The organism is Pseudomonadota bacterium (assembly GCA_016195085.1).
Classification (GTDB): domain Bacteria; phylum Pseudomonadota; class Alphaproteobacteria; order SHVZ01; family SHVZ01; genus JACQAG01.
This window is the reverse complement of sequence record JACQAG010000033.1, coordinates 1-14,948: the sequence shown is the minus strand read 5'-3', so window position 1 is coordinate 14,948 and position 14,948 is coordinate 1. Positions and strand designations below refer to the sequence as shown.

Annotated in this window: 13 protein-coding genes; 7 read left to right on the top strand and 6 right to left on the bottom strand. The window is 67.8% G+C overall.

Annotation, left to right across the window (positions count from 1 at the left end; all coding sequences use genetic code 11):
* Both HY058_10355 and HY058_10350 read right to left on the bottom strand, forming a co-directional pair.
* Positions 1-273: IS110 family transposase (locus HY058_10355; GenBank protein ID MBI3497690.1), on the bottom strand; the 273-nt coding region annotated here is incomplete at its 3' end.
* Between the two features lie 167 nt (positions 274-440).
* Positions 441-1,007: an NAD(P)H-dependent oxidoreductase gene (locus HY058_10350; protein ID MBI3497689.1), complete on the bottom strand. Its 567-nt coding sequence runs from the start codon at positions 1,005-1,007 to the stop codon at positions 441-443.
* 125 nt (positions 1,008-1,132) lie between these two features.
* Here HY058_10350 and HY058_10345 point away from each other — a divergent pair, with 125 nt between their 5' ends.
* The gene (locus HY058_10345; protein ID MBI3497688.1) at positions 1,133-1,537 is read left to right on the top strand and encodes a hypothetical protein; all 405 of its coding nucleotides are present in this window, start codon (positions 1,133-1,135) and stop codon (positions 1,535-1,537) included.
* Here HY058_10345 and HY058_10340 read toward each other — a convergent pair.
* The gene (locus tag HY058_10340; GenBank protein ID MBI3497687.1) at positions 1,534-2,538 is read right to left on the bottom strand and encodes a Gfo/Idh/MocA family oxidoreductase; all 1,005 of its coding nucleotides are present in this window, start codon (positions 2,536-2,538) and stop codon (positions 1,534-1,536) included. The genes HY058_10345 and HY058_10340 overlap by 4 nt on opposite strands.
* A gap of 108 nt (positions 2,539-2,646) precedes the next feature.
* On the opposite strand from HY058_10340, the gene plsY reads away from it, so the two are divergent.
* Positions 2,647-3,276 carry a glycerol-3-phosphate 1-O-acyltransferase PlsY gene (gene plsY / locus HY058_10335; protein ID MBI3497686.1) on the top strand — a complete coding sequence of 210 codons (630 nt, stop codon included), beginning with the start codon at positions 2,647-2,649 and terminating at the stop codon, positions 3,274-3,276.
* Positions 3,277-3,328: 52 nt separating this feature from the next.
* On the opposite strand, the gene HY058_10330 is transcribed toward plsY, so the two are convergent.
* Positions 3,329-3,859, bottom strand: a complete 531-nt coding sequence (locus tag HY058_10330; GenBank protein ID MBI3497685.1) for a hypothetical protein — start codon at positions 3,857-3,859, stop codon at positions 3,329-3,331.
* 132 nt (positions 3,860-3,991) lie between these two features.
* Between HY058_10330 and dprA the strand changes: the two genes are divergently transcribed.
* The 5 genes from dprA to HY058_10305 all read left to right on the top strand — a co-directional run bounded on the left by dprA (position 3,992) and on the right by HY058_10305 (position 12,467).
* Positions 3,992-5,110: a DNA-protecting protein DprA gene (dprA, locus tag HY058_10325; protein MBI3497684.1), complete on the top strand. Its 1,119-nt coding sequence runs from the start codon at positions 3,992-3,994 to the stop codon at positions 5,108-5,110.
* A gap of 45 nt (positions 5,111-5,155) precedes the next feature.
* Complete coding sequence (gene topA / locus HY058_10320; GenBank protein ID MBI3497683.1) at positions 5,156-7,786, top strand: type I DNA topoisomerase; 2,631 nt, start codon at positions 5,156-5,158, stop codon at positions 7,784-7,786.
* A 10-nt stretch (positions 7,787-7,796) separates the two neighbouring features.
* Positions 7,797-10,007 carry a ribonuclease R gene (gene rnr, locus HY058_10315; GenBank protein MBI3497682.1) on the top strand — a complete coding sequence of 737 codons (2,211 nt, stop codon included), beginning with the start codon at positions 7,797-7,799 and terminating at the stop codon, positions 10,005-10,007.
* A gap of 88 nt (positions 10,008-10,095) precedes the next feature.
* Entirely contained in the window at positions 10,096-11,685 is a 1,590-nt protein-coding gene (locus HY058_10310; GenBank protein MBI3497681.1) for a S41 family peptidase, read from the top strand.
* Between the two features lie 14 nt (positions 11,686-11,699).
* Positions 11,700-12,467, top strand: a complete 768-nt coding sequence (locus HY058_10305) for an SDR family NAD(P)-dependent oxidoreductase (GenBank protein ID MBI3497680.1) — start codon at positions 11,700-11,702, stop codon at positions 12,465-12,467.
* A gap of 7 nt (positions 12,468-12,474) precedes the next feature.
* Here HY058_10305 and HY058_10300 read toward each other — a convergent pair whose 3' ends face one another.
* Both HY058_10300 and mltG read right to left on the bottom strand, forming a co-directional pair.
* Complete coding sequence (locus HY058_10300) at positions 12,475-13,449, bottom strand: aldo/keto reductase (GenBank protein MBI3497679.1); 975 nt, start codon at positions 13,447-13,449, stop codon at positions 12,475-12,477.
* 217 nt (positions 13,450-13,666) lie between these two features.
* Positions 13,667-14,662 (bottom strand): endolytic transglycosylase MltG, encoded by a 996-nt coding sequence (gene mltG / locus HY058_10295; protein ID MBI3497678.1) that lies wholly within the window; start codon positions 14,660-14,662, stop codon positions 13,667-13,669.
* Positions 14,663-14,948 lie beyond the last annotated feature (286 nt).

Here is a 14,948-nt window from a genome sequence, read left to right as displayed (position 1 = left end):
GTGCAGCCAGAAGCCATCCAGACCCGCTTCCTGGATCGCCACCACTCCAACCGAGCCGCCGGTCCTTTGCTCGGCTTTGCCTCGCAGCAGCCGCAAAAGCTGCAGCAGCCCGGCGCTATCCCCGCCCTTAATCGAGTGCTTAGACATCTTCTCCATGCCCGGCGACAGCGAGGTCACCAGCCAGCTCGAACAGCTCAGTTCCAAAGAAGCCAGGACTGCGCCATCATCGCTGCGGCTGGCGGTCGAGCGACGGGACGCTTGATTGCAGGTCATCGATCCCTCCTTGCAAAGTGTGTTCGACAACCCTTTGCTAGCGCATCAGGCCGCCATCCACACCCTCATAGGATCTTGACCCGCGCATCCACGTCGTACTGGATCCTCGATCGAAAACGTGGATGCCCGGAACGAGTCCGGGCATGATGATAAGAGCAGTGTCCGCTCTAGCTCCTGACCCGCAGGATCCAGGACTGGAACGCGGTCAGCATGTCGGCGATCGCCTTCTTGGTCCCATCGTCGGTGCAGTTGCCGGCGTCGTCAAACTTGGTTTGCGCGGTGCCGATGAACACCTCCGGCCGGTTGAGCGGGATCGCATCCAGGAAGATCGTCACCTGGCGCAGGTGATATTGCGCACGCATGGTGCCGCCCATGCCCATCGAGGCGCCGAGAATCGCATAGGGCTTGAACGCGAAGGGCTGCTCCGGCGGGCGCGAGGCCCAGTCGATGGCGTTCTTGAGCACGCCGGAGATCGAGTAGTTGTATTCTGGGCAGGCGAACAAGAGACCGTCCGCCGCTTTGATCTTGGCGCGCAACGCCTGCACCGAATCCGGGAATCCCTGGGCGTGTATATCGGCGTTGTAGAGCGGAATCGGCGCGAGATCGAAGGTCTCCAGCGTCATGCCCGCAGGCATCAGCTTGCTCGCGGTCAAAAGCGCCATCTTGTTGAAGGATTTGGCGCGGAGACTGCCGCAGATGCCGAGGATCTTGAGGGACGTGGACGACGTGGTCATAGCGCATTCCTTCGCGAATGGGAGGCGTGAGCAGCGCGATCCGGCGCCGCCGGTGAAACGAATGACACCGATAGTGTTCCATTATAGGAGCGCACGGCAAGCACTGCCGGCCCTGAGGCCTCGACATGGTCAATCGTGAGGCGTTCACCGCCGGCATCCTCCCCGGCGCGCCGGCTGCCGATGCGCCGATCGAAGCGGATGGCGAGCCGACCTGGCTCCTCCGCTGCCTCGGGCCGGATCGCAGCGGCCTCTATTTCGTCAATCCCGATGGCTCCATCGGCGACGCCGACCGCGCCGTGCTGGAAGCCCTTGCCGAAAGCGGCCTCAAACTCATGGTGCTGTTGCCGCCCTATTGCCCCTTCGTCGGCGAGGCGGCGCGCGGCCGGTTCCTGGACCAGGCGGGCATTGCCGCCGAACGCTACGACGCACAGCCCGGAACCTTCTATCTCATCGGCCCGGACCGCCGCGTCATAGGGCGTTGGCGCCGCCTGGCCCTGCCGGCCATCCATTCGGCAATACTCGCCGATTAGTTCGGCCGGCCGGTGTCCAGCAGCCGATCGATCAGCCGGTGCACCTCGAGGAGTTGCTCGCCGGTGACGGTGGGATCCCGCTTCTCTTCAATCGCGTCGAGGAAGTCGGCGATGAGGTCGCGGTGGGCGTCATGGGCAAAGGCCATGGGATCGGCGCCGCCGCCGGTACCGCCGGCGGCTTCGATGGTCTCCCGCCTGCCGTCTTGGTAATAGACCTCGAGCGCGCCGCCGGTCATCGCCGCGGTGCCCTTGGTGCCGACCAGCTCCAAGCGCTCAGGGAAGCCCGGGAAGGCCGCCGTGGTCGCATCGATGCTGCCGATGGCGCCGTTGGCATAGCGCACACCGGCGGCGACCACGTCTTCGCCCTCCATGCGATGGATCGCGGTCTTGCCCTGGAGGCTGCGCACGTCGGCGACCTCGCCGGTCAACCGCAGCAGGAGATCGAGGGCGTGGATCGCCTGGGTGATCAAGACGCCGCCGCCATCGCGGCTCATGCTGCCGCGCCCGGGCTCGTCGTAATAGCTCTGCGGCCGCCACCAGCGGACCGACAGGCTGGCGCCGACGAGGTGCCCGAGGGCCCCCTGATCCACCAGCTCGATCAGCCGCCGCCCGGCCGGGCGGAAGCGCATCTGCAGGACGCAGCCGAGGCGCACTCCCGCAGCCCGCACGGTCCTGACCAAGGTCGCGGCCCGATCGGTGGTGATCTCGAGGGGCTTCTCCAAGAGCACATGCTTGCCCGCGCGTGCGGCGCGACTGGCTAGATTCAAATGGGTGTTGGGCGGCGTCAGGATCATCACCGCCGAAATCGATTTGTCGGCGAGCACGCCGTCGACATCGTCGGCGGTGGGAAACGGAAAGCGCAGGGCGAAGCCCTTCCGTCGCTCCGCGGAGGGAGCGACGGCCGCCACCACCTCGACCCGGTCGGCGAGGTCCATGAGGCTCTTGGCGTGGGGAGTGACGGCGAGGCCGAGGCCGATGACGGCAATGCGGGTGCGGGGCATGGGACTTCGGGGCTTGTTGATTGGCCCCCGACGCTAGCATAGGTTCCCCTCGACCGAAGTCGTTCGCCGACGCATTCTGCCCCGGCCGATCCCGTCTCGAGCCAAGCCATGCCCAGCCCCCTCGGCGATCTCAGCTTCGTGTGGCCGTTCTATGCGGCGTTCCTTGTGGCCTACCTCGTGGGCTCGATCCCATTCGGCCTGGTGCTGACCAAGCTCGCGGGGCTCGGCGACATTCGCCGCATAGGCTCGGGCAGTATCGGGGCGACCAATGTGCTCCGCACCGGACGGAAGGGTCTGGCGGCGCTGACCCTCATCCTCGATGGCGGCAAGGGGACCGCCGCGGTCCTCGCCGCCGGCACCATGGGCCCGGACATGGCCGTATTGGCCGGCGCCGGCGTCCTGATCGGCCATTGCTTCCCGGTCTGGCTCCGCTTCAAGGGCGGCAAGGGCGTTGCCACCGCGCTGGGAGTGCTGCTTGGCATCGCCCCTGCGGCCGGAGCCGTGGCCTGCTTGACCTGGCTCGCCGTCGCCGCGGTATTCCGGTATTCCTCGCTGGCGTCGCTGACCGCGCTGGCGCTGGCCCCGGCCTATGTCTGGTATGGCGGCGACAAGCAGCAGGTCCAGCTCGCAGCCTTCATCGCCGCCGTCGTCTATCTCCGCCACGCTCCCAACATCCTCAGGCTCATCCGCGGCGAAGAGTCGAAGATCAGCTTCCGGGCCACCAAGAGCGACGGGTAGTGCCGCTCGGGCGGTTGAACTGCAATTGTAGATTGGCCGTCGATAGGCCAGATCAGGCGCGGATATTGACGGCGCTGCCGCTCCCGCCGCGGAGCTGCGCCTGGAGCGCCTGCACCGCTTTCTCACCCTCCCTGAGATCGACGTCCACGGCGCGCCGCAAAGCCGGGCTGGACTGCTGGGCCTGAGGTTGGGCAAGAGCGATCCTGGACTTGACCAGCAGCAGCTTGAGCTGCTTTGCCGTGGTCGCGAGTTGGTCCGAACTCGACCCTTGAGCGGCACCGGCATTGACCGGCGCCGCCGCCGCGGCATCCTTCAGCGCGGAGCGAAGATCGTCTGCTAACTTCTTGGTTTGTCTCGCCACATACTGCGCGCCCTGGACGTCGCCGGTGGCCTCGGCGCTGCCCGCGGCCAGTTGCAGGGCGGGCAGGTCGATGTTGATGGCAGCCGTGGCCTCGGCCGTCGTCCGCTTGCCGCCGTAACCGGAGGCGCCGGAAATCGACTTCAGCCGGTCCAGGATCTTCGCCTGGGCCTCGGTCAATACCGGGCCGGAACTGCCTGTGGGGAGCGAGCCGATCGTTGCCATTCTGGCCTCACGGGAGCTAGGGACCGACGGAGCTTAGACCCTTTCGCCGCAAGTTCCTAACCGTACGCTTATCGGGCACACGGGGCCGGCGATTGACGCCACCGCCCTCCCTCGCGCAACGTCCGCGGCACCATGGAGCTGAAAACTCTCACTGAGGCTGAACGGCTGGATTGGGCCCGCCTGGCGCGCACCGAGAATGTCGGGCCGATTACCTTTCTGCAGCTCATTGAGCGCTACGGGAGCGCCGGCGCGGCGCTGGCCGCCCTACCCGATCTGGCGCGCCAGGCCGGACGCGCTTCACCCTTGCGGACGCCGTCACGCGCCGCCCTGGAAGCCGAGGCCACGCGCCTCCATGGGCTCGGTGGACGCTTCTTGGCAATCTGCGAGCCGGACTACCCGGTCTCGCTCCGCGCCATATCCGACCCGCCCCCGGTCGTCAGCCTCCTCGGCGACGCTCGCCTCCTGGAGCGACGGGCGGTAGCGATGGTGGGTGCGCGCAACGCCTCGGCCAATGGCAAACGGCTCGCCCGCGCGCTTGCGTCCGACCTCGGAGCGGCCGGCTTCGCCGTGGTCTCCGGCTTCGCCCGGGGCATCGATGCCGCCGCCCATGCGGGCGCGCTCGCCCAGGGCACCGTGGCGGCCCTCGCCGGCGGCATCGATGTGATTTACCCGCCCGAAAACGCCGGACTCTATGGGGAGATCAAGGAAAAGGGCCTGCTGGTGGCCGAAAGCCCGCTCGGGACAGAGCCCAGGGCCAGCCACTTTCCCCGCCGCAACCGGGTCATTTCCGGACTCTCCTTGGGCGTGGTGGTGATCGAGGCGGCCGAGCGCTCGGGCTCGCTCATCACCGCCAGGCGCGCCCTAGACCAGGGCCGCGAGGTCTTCGCCGTACCGGGATCGCCCTTGGATCCCCGGGCCAAGGGGTGCAATCAGCTCCTGCGCCAAGGGGCTACTTTGGTGGAGACCGCCGAAGACGTCCTATCGGTGCTTACCCCCATGGCAAAGCTCGGAGAATCCCACCGTCCCGCCCCCGCGCCGGTGCCGCCCAAAGCCAGCGATTCCGAGGTTTCCACCGGTCGGGCTCGGGTGCTGGATCTGCTCGGCCCCAATCCGGTCGCGGTTGACGAATTGGTCCGGCAGTGCCAATTGTCAGCCGCAATCGTCCTTGCGGTATTGCTTGAGGCCGAGCTGGCGGGCCGCTTGGAGCGTCACCCGGGAAACCAGGTTGCGCTCCGCTACCACAGCGACTAGTTGCTATTGCGGCACCGCATCACAATTCCTAGAGACCTAGAATTCATGGACGTCGTCGTCGTCGAGTCCCCGGCCAAGGCCAAGAGCATCGAGAAATACCTGGGCCCCGGCTATACCGTGCGCGCGAGCTACGGCCATGTGCGGGACCTCGTGCCCAAGAACGGCGCGGTCAAGCCCGAGGAAGACTTCGCCATGGTCTGGGAGGTCGATCCCAAGGCCGAGAAGCATCTGGCCGAGATCGCCCGGCTCCTGAAGGGCGCCACGCACCTCTATCTGGCGACCGACCCCGACCGCGAGGGCGAGGCGATCTCCTGGCATGTGCAGGAGGTCTTGCGCGAGCGGAAGCTCTTGGACGGCATCGACGTCAAGCGGGTCGCCTTCAACGAGGTGACCAAGCGCGCCGTGCTGGAAGCGATCGCGCATCCGCGCAACCTCGACCGCGAGCTGGTCGATGCCTATATCGCCAGGCGCGCGCTCGACTATCTCGTTGGCTTCACCCTCTCGCCGGTGCTGTGGCGGAAGCTGCCGGGCAGCCGCTCGGCGGGCCGCGTGCAGTCGGTGGCGCTCCGGCTCATCTGCGAGCGCGAGTCCGAGATCGAGGCGTTCAAGGCGGAAGAGTATTGGTCGGTCGCCGCCGAGTTCGCGACATCCGAGGGCGGGCGCTTCACCGCATATCTGACCCATCTTCGCGCCAGCAAGCTCGGCAAGCTGGGCCTGCCCGACAAGCAGGCGGCCGATGCCGCGGTCGCTGCCATCGCCGAGGGCCGGTTCCACGTCGCCTCGATCGAGCGCAAGACGGTCCGGCGCAACCCGCCGCCGCCCTTCACCACCTCAACCTTGCAGCAGGAATCTTCGCGCAAGCTCGGGCTCGGCGCCAGCCGCACCATGCAGATCGCCCAGCGCCTCTACGAGGGCGTGGATCTCGGCGGCGAGACCGTCGGCCTCATCACCTATATGCGAACCGACGGCGTGCAGTTGAGCGCCGAGGCGATCGAGGGCGCCCGCGACGCCATCCTCCGAGACTTCGGCAAGGAGTATCTCCCGCCCGGTGCCCGCCAATACAAGAGCACCGCCAAGAACGCCCAGGAGGCGCATGAGGCGATCCGGCCCACGGATCCGGGGCGCCGGCCGAGTGAAGTCGCCGGCCACCTGGATCGCGACCAGCTCCGCCTCTATGAGCTCATCTGGAAGCGGGCGCTGGCCAGCCAGATGGAGAGCGCCCAGCTCGACCAGACGACGGTCGACGTCGCCGACGAGAGCGGCAACACTGTGCTGCATGCCACCGGCTCGATCCGCCTTTTCGACGGCTTCCTCAAGCTCTACCAGGAAGGCCGCGACGACGACGGCGATGAGGAAAACGGTCGGCGCCTGCCGGCGCTCCGGGAAAAGGCGAGCCTGACCAGGGGCGAGATCAAGCCGGAGCAGCATTTCACCCAGCCCCTGCCCCGCTACACCGAGGCGAGCCTGGTCAAGCGCCTGGAGGAACTCGGCATCGGCCGCCCGTCGACCTATGCCTCGATCATCCAGGTGCTGCAGGACCGGCAGTATGTGCGGATCGACAAGCGCCGCTTCCTGCCGGAGGACCGCGGCCGCCTGGTCACCGCCTTCCTGTCGAGCTTCTTCGAACGCTATGTGCAGTACAGCTTCACCGCCGAGCTCGAGAACCAGTTGGACGAGATCTCCGGCGGCCGCATCGACTGGAAGGCGGTGCTGCGGGATTTCTGGAAGGCTTTCAGCGAAGCCGTTGGGGGGGCCAAGGACCTCAGCATCAAGCAGGTGATCTCCGCGCTCGATGACGCCTTGGGCCCGCATTTCTTCCCCGAGGACGGCTCCGGCAAGAATCCGAGAGGCTGCCCCGCCTGCGGCACCGGCAGGCTCGGCTTGAAGCTCGGCCGCAACGGCGCCTTCGTCGGCTGCGGCAATTATCCGGAATGCCGCTACACCAGGCCGCTGGTCGTCGACCAGAACGGTGGTGTTGCGGCCGACCTCGCCAGCGGGCCGAAGGAGCTGGGTCAGGCCCCCGCGACCGGCGACAAAGTCACGCTGCGCAAGGGTCCCTACGGCATCTATGTGCAGATGGGCGAGGGCGAGAAGCCGAAGCGGGTGTCGCTGCCCAAGGGCACCGATCCGGCCGCGATGGACTTGCCGCGGGCGCTGGCGCTATTGGCGCTGCCGCGGGAGATCGGCCTGCATCCCGAGTCCGGCGACATGATCACCGCCGGCATCGGCCGCTTCGGCCCGTACCTCAAGCTGGGCAGCGTCTACAAGTCGCTGGGCCGCGACGAAGATGTGCTGACCATCGGCATCAACCGCGCCGTCGAGCTCCTGGCCACCGCCAAAAAATCCGCCGGCCGCGAGATCGGACTCCATCCCCAGGATCAGAAGCCGGTGGTGGTGAAGCGCGGTCGCTTCGGCCCCTATGTGCAGCACAGCACCGTGCGGGCGACGTTGCGGCGCGACACCGACCCCGACACGCTTACCCTGGAGCAGGGGCTCCTGCTCCTGCAGGAGAAGGCGGCAAAGGGCGGCAACGGCAAGCGCGCCCCCGGCAGCAGGAGTGGCATCACCAAGAGTGGCGGCGCCAAGAGCACCGCTAAAGGTCCGGCCAAGGCCAAGCCCGAGGCCAAAGCAAAGAAGCCGCCGAAGACGACGAAGCCGCGCCCGGCGGCAGACTAGGAAGCGTCCCGTGACGCGGCCGAAGCGCACTGCGCCGCTCCCAAGCAAGGACGAGCTCCGCGATTTCATTCGCAACAGCGCCACACCCGTCGGCAAGCGCGAGATCGCGCGCGCCTTCCAGATCCGCGGCGACGACCGCATCCCGCTGAAGGCTCTGCTCAAGGAGCTGAAAGCCGAAGGCGCGATCGAGCGCCCGGAGAAGAAGCGCCTGGCCCGTCCGGGGGCGCTGCCCGGCATCGCCGTGGTCGAGATCGTCGGTCCCGACGCCGACGGCGAGCTCATGGCCCGGCCGGAAGTCTGGCCGGAGGACCTACCGCCGCCCCGCATCTACATGGCCCCCGAGCGCCGCGGCACGCCGGCGCTCGAGCCCGGCGCCCGGGTGCTGGCGCAGTTGAAGCGGATCGAGCCGGAGGTCTATGAGGGGCGCACCATCAAGCGCCTGCATGCCTCGCTCGATCGGGTGATCGGCGTCTACCGGTTGAGCCAGGAGGGCGGCAAGCTCATCCCCACCGACCGGCGCAATAAGAACGAATACCGGTTGGCCCGCGCCCATGCCTCAGGCGCCCGGGATGGCGAGCTAATTCTGGCCGAGGTGCTGCCGAGCTTCGCTCGCGGCGTGCCCGAGGTGCGCGTGCTGGAGCGCCTGGGCGATGTCGATGGGCCGAAGGCGATCAGCCTAATTGCCATCCATGAGCGCGATATCCCGACCGTGTTCCCCGAGGCGGCGATCGCCGAGGCGGAGAGCGCCGAGCCCGCACCCCTGGGCGAGCGTGAGGATCTGCGCCGGCTGCCGCTCGTCACCATCGACGGCGCGGACGCCCGCGACTTCGACGATGCGGTCCATGCCGAGGCCGATCCGTCCCCCGATTACACGGGCGGCTGGCGCGTCACCGTCGCCATCGCCGATGTCGCCCACTATGTCCGCCCCGCGAGCGCGCTTGACCGCGCCGCCTATGAGCGGGGCAATTCCGTCTACCTGCCCGATCGGGTCGTGCCGATGCTCCCCGAGGCGCTCTCCAACGATCTTTGCTCGCTCAAGTCCGGCGTGGATCGCGCCGTCATGGTCGTGCGCATGCGGATCGATGCCGAGGGCAATCTCCTGGAGCATCGTTTCCAGCGGGCCCTGATGCGCTCGGCCGCCCGCCTTACCTATGAGCAGGTGCAGGCGGCCGCCGACGGGCGCCCCGACGAGACGACGCGCCCGCTTGTCGACCGGGTGATCCGCCCGCTTTACGGCGCCTTCGCCGCCTTCGATCGGGCCCGCGCGCGGCGCGGCACTCTCGAGCTCGATCTGCCGGAGCGGAAGGTCATCCTGGATGCCGACGGCAAGGTCTTGGCGATCAAGCCCCGGGCGCGCCTCGCCAGCCACCGGCTGATCGAGGAATGCATGATCGCCGCCAATGTGGCCGCCGCGGAGACCTTGGAGGCGCGAAAGCAGCCTTGCATGTACCGCGTGCACGACCAGCCCGATCCGGAGCGGGTGGAGGCCTTGCGGAAGTTCCTCGAAGGCCTCGAGCTCAAGCTCGCCCGGGGCAAGGTGTTGCGCCCGGCCGATTTCACCCGGCTATTACGCCAGGCTGAAGGCAAACCCTACCAGCAGCTGATCAACGATCTGGTGCTGCGCTCCCAGGCGCAGGCGGTCTACAGCCCCGACAATCTCGGGCATTTCGGCCTGGCGCTCCGCCGCTATGCGCATTTCACCTCGCCCATCCGGCGCTATGCCGACGTGCTGGTGCACCGGGCACTCATCGCCGGTCTGCATTTGGGCGCCGGCGCCTTGCCGAAGGAGGAGGCCCAGCGCTTCCCCGAGATGGGCGAACACATTTCCGCAACCGAGCGGCGGGCGGCGGCGGCCGAGCGCGATGCGGTCGATCGCTTCGCCGCCTCCTTTCTGGCCGAAAGGGTGGGCCAAGTATTCGCCGCCCGCATCAGCGGGGTTACCCGCTTTGGCCTGTTCGTGCGCCTGGAGGAGACCGGCGCCGACGGGCTGGTGCCGATCAGCAGCCTCGGCCCGGAGCGTTTCTTCCACGATGAGCAGCGCCACCAGCTCTTGGGGCAACGCAGCCGAACCGCCTACCGGCTGGGCGATGCCGTCGAGGTGAAACTGCGCGAGGCCAATCCAGTGACCGGCGGGCTCCTCTTCCAGCTCGAAGAAGACGCGGCAAAACCCGTTAAATCTCGCGGTTTCGCGCACAAGAAGCGGACATCGAGGCGCCGCTGAAGGCATCGAGGCCTTCGCCGAGGCACTGGAATCGGCAGAGGAAAAAAGCGACAATCACCAATGAGGCGTTTCGAGGTATTCTCGGTCCATGCGCTTTTTCTTGGGTCTCGTCGTCAAGCACGCCCAGACTAAGGCGGGCTTGCCAGGTTCTCGTTTCGCCATCCTGCTTCCGGTTCTCTCGGCGCTTTGGGCCTGCGCGGTCTGGACGCCGCTTCCGGCGACGACCGGGTTCACCTCCGAGCAAGCGGTCGAGGTGTTCGCCGCCGGCTACGATTCCATCTCCGAGTACTACATCGACCGCGTCGAGCTGCCGAGCCTGGCGCTCCACGGCATGGAAGGCCTGCACAAGATCGACCCGGACCTCAACGTGGTGCGTGCCGACAGCAAGCTCACCTTGGCGGTCGGACGGGCGCAGATCGGCGAGTTCAACGTCCCGCAATCGAACGATCCCTCGCGCTGGGCGCGGCTGACGGCGAGCGTGGTGGCGGCCGGGCGCAGCGCCTCGCAGCCGCTCCGCGACGCCCTGCCAGAGCAGGTCTACAAGGCGATCTTCGATGCCGAGCTGGCCGGCCTCGACCCGTTCTCCCGCTATGCCAGCGCCGACCGCGCCCGCGACAACCGGGCGAACCGCGACGGCTTCGGCGGCATCGGCATCACCCTGGCGGTGGACGAGGATGGCATTGCGGTCGCGAGCGTCTTGGCGGGCACGCCGGCCGAGGCCCAGGGCCTGCGCGTCGGCGACCGCATCCTCTTTGTCGACGACGAGCCTTTGACCGGCATGCCGGTCAGCGACGTGCTGGCGCGCCTCAGGGGTGCGGTCGGCTCGACCCTGAATCTGACCATCGAACGGGACTCCAAGCGTCAGATCGTCGCCTTGAGCCGGGCCCGGATCGTGCCGACCACGGTCACGGTGAAGCGCGAGGGCGAGGCGGTCATCATCCGCATCACCGGCTTCAACCAGGGCACGGCCCGCCAGGTCGAGGAGGCGGTCGAGGAGGCGAAGGCGACCTATGGTCTGCGCATGAAGGGCCTCATCCTCGATCTCCGCGGCAATCCCGGCGGCCTCTTGGACCAGGCGGTGGCGATCTCGGAGCTGTTCTTGCCTCAGGGCGAGATCCTGACCACCCAGGGCCGGCATCCCCGCTCGCGCCAGCGCTACCGCGCCTCGGGCAGCGACCTGGCCGAAGGTCTGCCGATGGTGGTCCTGATCAATGGCGGCTCCGCCTCGGCCGCCGAGATCGTCGCCGCCGCATTGCAGGACAACCGCAGGGCGCTCCTGGTCGGCACCGCCTCCTACGGCAAGGGCAGCGTGCAAACCGTGGTGCGCCTGCCCAATGACGGCGAGCTCACCATCACCTGGGCCCGCATGTATTCGCCGCTCGGCTTTCCCTTGAACAAGTTCGGGGTCATGCCCAGCGTCTGCACCAGCCAGTTCACCGGCACCCCCGAAGAGCTCTTGAAGGATCTCCGCGGCGGCAGCATGCCCCCCGGCGCCGCGGTGGCGCAGCGCCGGGCCGCGACCGAGCGCGGCGAAAGCGGCGCCGACGGCTTGCGCAATGCCTGCCCGGCCCGCTCGCTCGACAGTGAGCTCGACCTCAAAGTCGCGCGACAGCTCATCGACGAGCCGCAGCTCTACGCTAGGGTGAACACGCTCTACCAGGTGGCGACGACGCCCTGAGATGCGGGCCGGCCATGAGGCCACCTTCAAGCATCCTCATCACCGGCGCATCGAGCGGCATCGGCGCGGCGCTGGCCCGTGACTATGCCGGCCCCGGGATGCGCCTGGTTCTGGGCGGCCGCGACGAGCATCGCCTCGCCGCGGTCGCCGATTCCTGCCGCAAGGCGGGCGCGCTGGTCTCGAGCGCCATCGTCGACGTAACCGACCCGGTGCTCACCGCCAACTGGGTCAACGCCGCCGACAGCGAGCAGGCCCTCGATCTCCTCATCGCCAATGCCGGCATCTCGGCCGGCACCGGCGGCGCCGGCGAGACCCAGGAGCAGGCGCGGCGCATCTACGAGGTGAATGTGCTGGGCGCCCTCAACACGGTCTATCCCGTGCTGCCGGCGATGCGGGCGCGGCGCCGGGGCCAGATCGCGCTCATCGCCTCGCTCGCGGGATATCGCGGCTTTCCGGGGGCGCCCGCCTATTGCGGCAGCAAGGCCGCGCTCAAGGTGCATGGCGAGGCGCTCCGCGGCGAACTCGCCGCCGATGGCATCGGTGTATCGGTCGTCTGTCCGGGCTATGTGGCAACGGCAATGACGGCGCGGAACCGCTTTCCCATGCCCTTCCTCATGCCGCCCGAGCGCGCCGCCCGGATCATCCGATACGGGCTTGCCCGCAACCGGGCGCGGATCGCCTTTCCCTGGCCGATGGCGGCCGCGGCCTGGCTCCTGCAGGCATTGCCGCCGGGCTGGACCGATCCGATGCTGCGCCTGGCGCCGCGAAAGCAGGCGGACTGAACGCCGCTCAGACGGTCTCCACCTTCGCCGGTCGTCCCGGCCCCTCGAGCCCGACGCCGAGGAGATGGCCGAACAAATCGGCCAGGTGCCTTCGATCCGCCTCGGGCAAAGGCGGCTTCATGAGCGAGGCGATGTTCGCCTCCATGTGCCGAACGTCGCCGGTACCGAACAGAACCACGTCGATGCCGGGCTCGTGCCGTGCGAAGCGATAGGCGGCGTCGGTCAGGCTGCTGGCGCCGCCCGCGTGGATGAGGAAGCCGAGGGGGTCCGGCTTATCGGCCAACTCCTTCGCCACCTTCCCTGTCGCCGCGAGCTCGGCGATGACCTTCGCCACGCGCGCGGGCTCAACAAAGATGCTGCGCACCGCGAACATGACGAGGGTGCCAATCCCTTTGGCGCGCGTCATCGGCAGGACCGTCCGTCGCGCCACCTGATGCATCATGTGGAAAGCCAGCATGAAGGACTCCCAGACATCGTCCATGGCGGCGCGCTGCAGCATGTTGGTGCGAATGTCGCTGACCGCCGTCTCGGTCACGCCGAAATGGCGGAACTTGCCCTTCTCGCGCTCGCGCTCGAGCGCTGGCGCCACCGTGTTCCGGGCGTAGTCATAGAGGTCGAGCGGAACGCCATGCAGCTGGAAGACGTCGATGTAGTCGGTGCGCAGCTCCTTCAGGGAATTGTCGAGGCTGGCCAGGATCTGCTCGACCGTGCAGCGCTCCTCGCCCTTGCGGATGCTGGCCTTGGTGGCGATGACGACCTTGTCCCGGGGGATCCCGGCCAGCCCCTTGCCGACCACGCCTTCGGTGCCATAAGCGGCGGCGGTATCGAAAAGCGTGACGCCCAGATCCACCGCGCGGCGCACCAATGCCGCCGCTTCGGCTTCGCTCTTGCCGTTGGCGAGGCCGAGCCGGCTGAAGCCGCCGCAGCCGAGGCCGGCGGCACTCACCTTCAATCCGGTTCGCCCGAACGTGACATAGTCCATGGAGAGTTCCTGCTGATCTCAGTTCAAAGGAGAGGCCCGACCTCACCATCAATGCCGGGCCCAATTCAAGGGATCGGGAGAACACAAATAGGCGAGCCGATTGCCCCCACCCCGACCCTCCCCCAGCAAGCTGGGGGAGGGAGTGGGACGATCACCTCTTGCTCCCTCCCCCGCGCGCCAGCGTGGGGGAGGGTTGGGGTGGGGGCATTTCAAAAGCTTATTCATCCGGCACGATTTGCCCCCGCTCGCGCTGGATGCGGCGCCAGCGTTGGACGTTGCGGTTGTGCTCCTCCAGGCTGCGGGCGAAGGCATGGCCGCCATTGCCGTCGGCGACGAAATAGAGCTCGTCGCCGAGCGCGGGATTGAGCACGGCTTCGAGCGCGGCGCGGCCGGGATTGGCGATCGGCCCGGGCGGCAACCCTTCGACGGCGTAGGTGTTGTAGGGGTTGGCCGCCCGGAGATCGGCGCGCGTCAGCGGCCGGCCGAGATCGCCCGCCCCACCCACCAGCGCGTAGACCACGGTCGGATCGGATTGCAGCCGCATGCCGCGGCGCAACCGATTCAAATACACCTCGGCAATGCGCGGGCGTTCGGCGGCGATCGCGGTCTCCTTCTCCACGATCGAAGCGAGGATCACCGCCTCGATGGGCGAGGCCAGGGGAAGATCGCGGGCGCGCTTCGTCCAGAGCTCGGCCAGCGCCTCGGTCATGGCCCCGCGCATGCGCTCGATGAGGCGGGCTCGGCTGTCGCCCCAGGAATAGTGATAGGTCTCCGGCAACAAGGCGCCTTCCGGCACGCCGTCCGGAACCGGCCCCGCCAGCGCGTCGGCGGCGCTGAGGAGCTGCACCGAACGCGCCGTGGTGAGCCCTTCGGCCAGCGTCAAGCGATGGACGACGGTCCGGCCGCTTTCGATGAGCGCCAGGCTCTCGGCGATGCTGATGCCGGCCGGAAAGGCGTACTCGCCCGCCTTCAGCGCGTGCGCCCGCCCGGTCGCCAGCGCGGCAATTTGAAAGACGCGGGCGATGCGCACCACGCCAGAGGAAACCAGCTCGTCGCCGATGCCGCGGATGCCCGCACCCCGCGGCAATACCAAGTTCTTCGCCGATCCAAGCGGACCTGGACGCAGGGTCTCCCAAGCGAGCCAAGCCCCGCCCGTGCCGAGGATGAACGCGGCGGTGAAACCAAAGATCAGAAGGCGGCGAATAGCGCGCATGACGCGACCTTAAAGCACACCGCCCTTGTTACGCATGTGGTCGTCACAATCCGGCGCACGCCGACACAATCGCAACCGTCATCGTCATGGCCGGGCTTGCCTCGGCCATCCACGTAACACCGCTGCACGATTGAAGACGTGGGTCCGCGGATCAAGATCCTATGAGGGTGTGGATGGCGGCCTGATGCGCTAGCAAAGGGTTGTCGAACACACTTTGCAAGGAGGGATCGATGACCTGCAATCAAGCGTCCCGTCGCTCGACCGCCATCCGCAGCGATGATGGCGC